General features: G+C 51.4%; 7 protein-coding genes. 1 reads left to right on the top strand and 6 read right to left on the bottom strand.

The genetic code is table 11. The annotated features are described in order from the left end of the window. Positions 1-205: 205 nt before the first annotated feature. The 3 genes from JW885_06910 to JW885_06900 are packed head-to-tail and all read right to left on the bottom strand — an operon-like array spanning position 206 to position 2154. On the bottom strand, positions 206-817 hold the full coding sequence (locus JW885_06910; GenBank protein MBN1881887.1) for a hypothetical protein: 612 nt from the start codon (positions 815-817) through the stop codon (positions 206-208). A 10-nt stretch (positions 818-827) separates the two neighbouring features. Beyond that, entirely contained in the window at positions 828-1553 is a 726-nt protein-coding gene (locus JW885_06905) for a 4Fe-4S ferredoxin (GenBank protein ID MBN1881886.1), read from the bottom strand. A gap of 31 nt (positions 1554-1584) precedes the next feature. After that, on the bottom strand, positions 1585-2154 hold the full coding sequence (locus tag JW885_06900; GenBank protein MBN1881885.1) for a TetR/AcrR family transcriptional regulator: 570 nt from the start codon (positions 2152-2154) through the stop codon (positions 1585-1587). A 420-nt stretch (positions 2155-2574) separates the two neighbouring features. On the opposite strand from JW885_06900, the gene JW885_06895 reads away from it, so the two are divergent. Continuing rightward, entirely contained in the window at positions 2575-2745 is a 171-nt protein-coding gene (locus tag JW885_06895) for a hypothetical protein (GenBank protein MBN1881884.1), read from the top strand. A gap of 616 nt (positions 2746-3361) precedes the next feature. Here JW885_06895 and JW885_06890 read toward each other — a convergent pair. From JW885_06890 to JW885_06880, 3 genes are read right to left on the bottom strand one after another with little or no spacing between them, the layout of a single operon-like run. After that, positions 3362-5056 (bottom strand): thiamine pyrophosphate-binding protein, encoded by a 1695-nt coding sequence (locus JW885_06890; protein MBN1881883.1) that lies wholly within the window; start codon positions 5054-5056, stop codon positions 3362-3364. 49 nt (positions 5057-5105) lie between these two features. After that, positions 5106-5258, bottom strand: a complete 153-nt coding sequence (locus JW885_06885; GenBank protein MBN1881882.1) for a hypothetical protein — start codon at positions 5256-5258, stop codon at positions 5106-5108. Then, positions 5252-6073 carry an MFS transporter gene (locus JW885_06880; protein MBN1881881.1) on the bottom strand — a complete coding sequence of 274 codons (822 nt, stop codon included), beginning with the start codon at positions 6071-6073 and terminating at the stop codon, positions 5252-5254. The genes JW885_06885 and JW885_06880 overlap by 7 nt, the downstream gene beginning before the upstream one ends. Positions 6074-6089: the final 16 nt, after the last annotated feature.

The following is a 6089-nucleotide window of genomic DNA, read 5'->3' as shown; positions in this document are numbered from 1 at the left end:
TATCCTCCTTCAACTTTTTGAGTTGTTTGCCAGGAGGCATCTGACCACCTTTCTTTTCAACTGTCAAGTCAAGTTAATCTTGTCACACATGATGCATCTCCTTGAACGGAACAGGGAAAGATAAGATATCTTTGAAGCGACATGAAGACTGTTTCACACCTCCCTTCCATAACAGTCCGTAATGGATAAATACATTTCACTATAATTATAGTTGCGCCATTTTCGCGAGTATTTCCGCCGTTCGCTTTTTATTCACGATACCGCACACGCACGGCTTGGCCAGAAGTTCCGCACCCTCTTCCGATGTCAGCATGCCCTTTCTTATTTTTTTCACTATGTTAGATACATAATGCGATGAGACAAGTGCATGACCGCACTGGGTCGTTATCTCAAGGGTAAGATGATCAGGTAACTCGTCTGTTTTCCCGAAAACCCCCGCGGTATAATGCGTAGTATGTTCCGTAAGTCCCGTTTCATCACATATTTTTCGTACATCAGAGAAAAGTCCCGATAGTACCACGGAAATACCCAGAGCCTTTTCACGGAGCTCGCGAACAAGCGATGTTATTGAGCTCATGTCGGTGAAAACCGCTGTGACAATACCCGCCTGTGCGGCCATGGGGAGAAGGTATTCTTCCGGTATACTCAGGGGGAAACCGATAAAGTTGTTCGGCTTGTATTTCAGTACCGTTCGGGCGATTTCCTGGATCTCTTCAGACTTCTCTTCCTTGTGCTTGTAATGCACCATACACAAGATGACGATTTCCTCGCCTGAATGGTTTTCACTCAATCCGATCCTGTCCAAAGTGTGCGTCATCTTTTGCTCCTTATCTGACCAGTGCCATGCCGACATTGACCTTGCCGTTGGGATACGGATTGAAACCGAGCTCTTGACCTAATTTTTTAAGATCATCCAGCAGTGAATGGCCGCCATTTTCGTCATTTCTCGCTATCAGACTTACCGTCACGACGGTATCCACCGAGTGGTTGATGAATGTGACCAGTTCACCCAGTACGTCCATCGCTCGCTCTCGGGGAACTATGAACTCCGCAATTGCGGATAAAACCCGTTCTCCGAGCACCTCCGATTTCAATGCGCCTGTATCGGGATTCTCCATCAATGAGAGCACCGGATTATACGTGGCGAACTCTCCCCCCAGGGAGATCACTTCCCTGGTAACCTTGTCAAGCTCCGAGAGCTTCGTGGCGACTCCCGGTCGTCCGAGCTCGAGGGAAAATCCAACATTTCCCTCGGTGAACTCATCCTTGACGTCGTTTGTCTTCATCTCCTCGGTCCCTCGCCCCAACACCTCGGTACTTTCATGGTGGTGAAGCGGATCGGAAAACGCCGCCCGAATTATCCGGGGGTATGGGATTTCATCTACCTGCTTGATGGCTCCCTCCGTACATATTCCTGATCTGAGACAGACACCGCATTCGACACAGGAATCGTAGTTGATGACTATTTTCTTATTCCTGATTTCAAACGCACCGACAGGGCAGATCGGCAGGCAGTCCGCACATTTCCTACAGAGATCTTGATCAACATACATTTTTAACCGCTCCTGTATGCTTTCTCGTTGTTTAAAGGAAAATGGACCGTAATAATATATGTCTAAACTGACTGTACAGACTCTCGGGATCAATATGAGCGATATTGAACTTCCGCTCTTTATGAGTATGGGTCATAATACCCTTGTTCACGGCGGATATGAGATGAATGAGCATCTCCGGCTCAATGTCGATGATCACTCCCTCTTCAAACGCCAGTTTCACCAGGGGCCGAGCTTCACGAATGTTTTCGATGCTCCAGTTCCTGATACGTTCGGTTAAATCGTCTGAGAGATCTCCCCCATACTCCTCACTGTCTATCATCCAGAACAATCTCATGAATTTCTCATTATCTTTGGTAAAGGCAAACAAAGAGTCCATGAGAAAAAGCAATTTCTCCCTCGTCGGCATTTCCGATCGAACCGCGTCCACGATGACCTGGTGATATCTTTCGAGATAGTAATCATACATCTCGATATATAGAGTTATTTTTGAGGGAAAATAACTGTAAAGCGTGCGTTTCGTGACGTTAGCACGCCGGGCGATATCGGCAATTGTCGTTTTACTGTACCCGGTTTCAAGAAAGAGGTTGTGCGCGGCCATGGAAATGCGCATCCGAATAGCGTTTTTATTTTGTTCTCGACGACTTTCAGAGATTGCTTGTTCCGTACAATGTATCTCAAGATGGCCCATTGTTACCCCGAGAGATCCTCATGAAAGATAGAATTGAATCGTGCCAAATAAAAGTATACCGTCGGTCTACTTTTTTTCTGATTATAGCAATCCTGAAAAGATTGTCAAGAGGAAATGTGGAAAAAGGTATTAACTTCGTGTTTTATCGAAATATGACCACATGACTGCCTTTTGAAAAGGTCTTGTCGTATAGAGACGATAGTGATCGCCCTAGATTTCTTAAAAATTCCCTAAAATGCCGGACATTCAGATCAGCATCGGTGAAGTGTGTGGAGTTGGTACGTCGAGCACACGAGGAGACGGGTCAGGCGTCCGCAGACAGACGGATCGGTGGGGCGACTTTATCAGATTATCAAGAATGAGTTTTACGAGGTGGCCTTCAGGAAGAAACTCCATCGGTTCCTTGAGGAGATACCGGCCGATCTTGACGGCTTCATGAATCTCTACAACGAGGCACGGGAAGTACCGTCAGGGACGAACGCCCCGGGAGACCTTCCCTGACGGCCTGGATTTGTGTCAGTGACTTGTGTATGAAGAGACGGTAGCCGAGGAAAGCATGGCGAAGTATAGTAAAACCGTCTCACAGGAAGGGAAACTGTCAACGCAACTCACAACTACCGCACCTAAAATCCTTTACAATTCGTTTTTTATAGTAAAAAAACAAACGACATGACTATTCGATGTCCCTCTTTTCCCGACACACAGGACATCACACGCACCCGGAAACCTCAACGCCCCGATTACCGGCTCACCCGAATTGAGTTGAACGAATGTCACCGAGATATCTTCAAGCCCATCGCCGCACATATCGCATGAAAGCTCCTCGTCAATGGATCTTGTTATATACGCGCCGATGATGTGGGGCGCACCCACAACCGCCTTCACTGTACGATTTTACCGCCGTCCCGGATGATCGTATCATCCTTGTATGTTCTCTTCTGTTCTATTGGATATTTTTATCAATCGAAACCGTCCCTTATTTGAAAGTAAGGATTCCTCTCCGGCACGTGGGGACGATAAGGAAAAGACGCCGGAGAGGAACCATTTGAGTTGTTGCTATTTACTATTCTCCAATACTTTCAGCATCTGCATACTTCATGATGCATCTTTCCGATTTTTAAAACGGCATCATCGTGAAATGCGGCTGGTGCAGTGTCGTGATATCCACAAGCGCCGGCCTCTCGCTCTCGACGGCCTCTCTGAGTGCGGGCTCTAGTTCCTGGGGTTTTTTCACCTTTATCCCCATCCATCCCGAAGCCTTCGCCAGGGATGCCAAATCGGGCTCGTTGTATTCGGTAATCTTCCTCCGCTGTGGATTCATAAAATCATTGACGTTGCCCAAAACAGAATTGTTGAGGATCACGTAGGTGACCGGTATATCGTACTGGACCGCGGTCTCCAGGCAGCTGAGGGCCATGAACATGCAGCCGTCACCGGTCGGGCACATCACCCTCTTCTTTGGATTGAGCAATTGCGCGGCCAGGGCCGCCGGCGGCCCCCATCCCATGGCGGCTGCGCCGCCGCCGGCGAATATCTGCCCCACATGTGTGGACTGGAACAGGTGTGTAAAAAATATCCGATTGTTTCCTGCGTCCAGCACCAGGAGGTCGTCGGGACCGAGCACCTTCGAGACCTCGCCGACGATTCTGCCCGGCGGGATCGGCGTGTCGGTGGAGTCGTGAGAGATGTTTTCAAAATAGCCGTGTGCCTTCTTGAACGCCTTGACCTCCTCGATCCTCTTTTTCACGTCGATCTTCGGGTTTCTCTCCTTGACGGCGTCGATAATCGCCCGAAGTGCACACTTCGCCTCTGACGTCACGCCGATTGTCACCGGATACGTCCACCCCACGTGGAGCGGTTCGATGTCCACCTGGATGATCTTCTGCTCCATCGGACGGATGAAATCGGGGGAGAGCATCTTCATATTCTCCGGCGCCAATCCCGTTCCCACGGCGAAGATGACGTCCGCATTCGTCACCCGCTCGTTCGCGGCCTTTTGGCCGATGATCCCGGTGGTGCCGAGGGCCAGGTCGTGTACCTCGGGGATGGTGCTCTTTCCCATGTAGCTGGTCGCAACCGGCATACCCAGAAGCTCGGCCGTCTCTTGAACCTCCGCGTACGCCTTGGCGGCGTGGATGCCCCTTCCGGTGATCATCACCGGGTTTTTCGCTGCAATGAGCATATCCGCGATGCGGTCTGCGTCATCCATTGTGATCGAGGGGGGCGATACGTTCAGATGTCCCGCAATGGGATAGAGTCGGGGATTCGCGGTATCGGGGTCCAGTTCCTCGCTGATCACGCTCCAGCGGATGATAACCGCCGCCGGCCCCGGCTTCCCGGTCGTGGCGTGCTTGATGGCAAGCTGGATGCCGTGGGCGAATTCGCTGGCGTTGGTGGCGACGGTGGTGAATTTTGTCATTGAGCGCATGATGGACGGAAGGTCGAAAGCGCCGTAATCGCCCGTGGCGTTCTGGTACGGCTGGTGCAGCGGGAGGCTTGCGTAATCGGATGTTTCCGTGATGATCAGCATCGGCACGCCGGCAAGATACGCCTCCATGATGCCGAACGCGGCGTTCGAGCCCATCCACGCCCCCTGCCCCATGATAACCGCGGGCTTTCCCGTTATCCGTCCATACATATCCGCCATGCAGGATGCGGTTCCCTCCTGCCTGGAGAGGATCATCTTGATTTTATCTTGTTTTTCCTCCAGGGCTTCGAATAAAAATGGCGTGCATCCTCCGGGGATGCCGAAGATATATTCAATACCCGCCTGTACGAGAATGTCCGCCATTACTTCAGTTGCTTTCGGCATACTGTCCTCCTTGATGCCTTTTATGTCCGGGATGACCGGCCTTGATTGATCAATATTTTACCAATCTATGTAATATCAGCATGATGATTCCGCAGAGAAACGCCATCCCCATCAGTGCCATAATCCCGGCGGTGTAGCTGCCTCCCGTCATGCCGACCACCTGTCCAACGACGATCGGACACACCCCGCCCCCGATCAGCATGGCCATTCCGTTGTAAAAACCGGTCCCTGTTCCCACCCTCTCCTTCGGGAGGATATGCTAGAGGATTGCGAACTCGTTGGTGCAAAACCCATCTGGAAGAAGACGGCCGCGGAAAAGAGCGCCACGGTCATAAAGATGGTTGGGGACGTTGCGGCGAAGTAGGTGATGACGGCGGTGATGATGTACCCGAGACCGGCCAGCAGGGATCGTCTCCCCGTTCGATCACCGAGAAACGCCATCACGGCGATCCCCGCAATGGAAAAGAGATAGGGGACGGCCGCCACGAAGGTGAGCTTTCCGAAATCGAGGCCCTGCTCCCGGACGAAATAGGTGGGGAGCCACATGATCAGCCCGTACGCCGTCATGTTGTTCATAATGCCCGCCAGCATCAATATCCAGTACGTCGGCTTTTTGGCGATCTCCTTGATCTGGGAACTAAATCGCTCATCCATCTCCGCTTCCGGCTCCATATTGCCTTCTATATACGCGACTTCCGCTTTTGTTATCCGCGGGTGTGATTTGGGGCTATTGAACACAAAGGCAACAACCAGTGGAATGCTGATGATAATCCCCATAACGCCGAGGAAGTAGAACATCCCCCGCCACCCCAGCCACCCGATAACGGGCACAAGCACAAGCGGAGCAATGATGGTGGACCACATCACGCCGCTGATCCAGATGCCGTTCGCCCGGGATCGTTCCTTCGGGGGAAACCAGGTCTTCGTCAAAAGACTCATCATCGGAAAATGAATCCCCTCGCCGACACCCAGCAGGAACCGAACCGCGACGAAGGCGGTAAAGACCGCCGATATCATCGGTGATTGCGGTGAA

The sequence above is a fragment of the Candidatus Zymogenaceae bacterium genome (assembly GCA_016931225.1).
Lineage (GTDB): Bacteria > Desulfobacterota > Zymogenia > Zymogenales > Zymogenaceae > JAFGFE01.
This window is presented reverse-complemented; position numbering and strand designations above follow the sequence as displayed.

Excerpts from the sequence above, each read along its gene's own strand:
- JW885_06910 (MBN1881887.1), bottom strand. The coding sequence starts at position 817 with ATGACGCACACTTTGGACAGGATCGGATTGAGTGAAAACCATTCAGGC.
- JW885_06905 (MBN1881886.1), bottom strand. The coding sequence starts at position 1,553 with ATGTATGTTGATCAAGATCTCTGTAGGAAATGTGCGGACTGCCTGCCG.
- JW885_06900 (MBN1881885.1), bottom strand. The coding sequence starts at position 2,154 with ATGGCCGCGCACAACCTCTTTCTTGAAACCGGGTACAGTAAAACGACA.
- JW885_06890 (MBN1881883.1), bottom strand. The coding sequence starts at position 5,056 with ATGCCGAAAGCAACTGAAGTAATGGCGGACATTCTCGTACAGGCGGGT.
- JW885_06885 (MBN1881882.1), bottom strand. The coding sequence starts at position 5,258 with ATGCTGATCGGGGGCGGGGTGTGTCCGATCGTCGTTGGACAGGTGGTC.
- JW885_06880 (MBN1881881.1), bottom strand. The coding sequence starts at position 6,073 with ATGATATCGGCGGTCTTTACCGCCTTCGTCGCGGTTCGGTTCCTGCTG.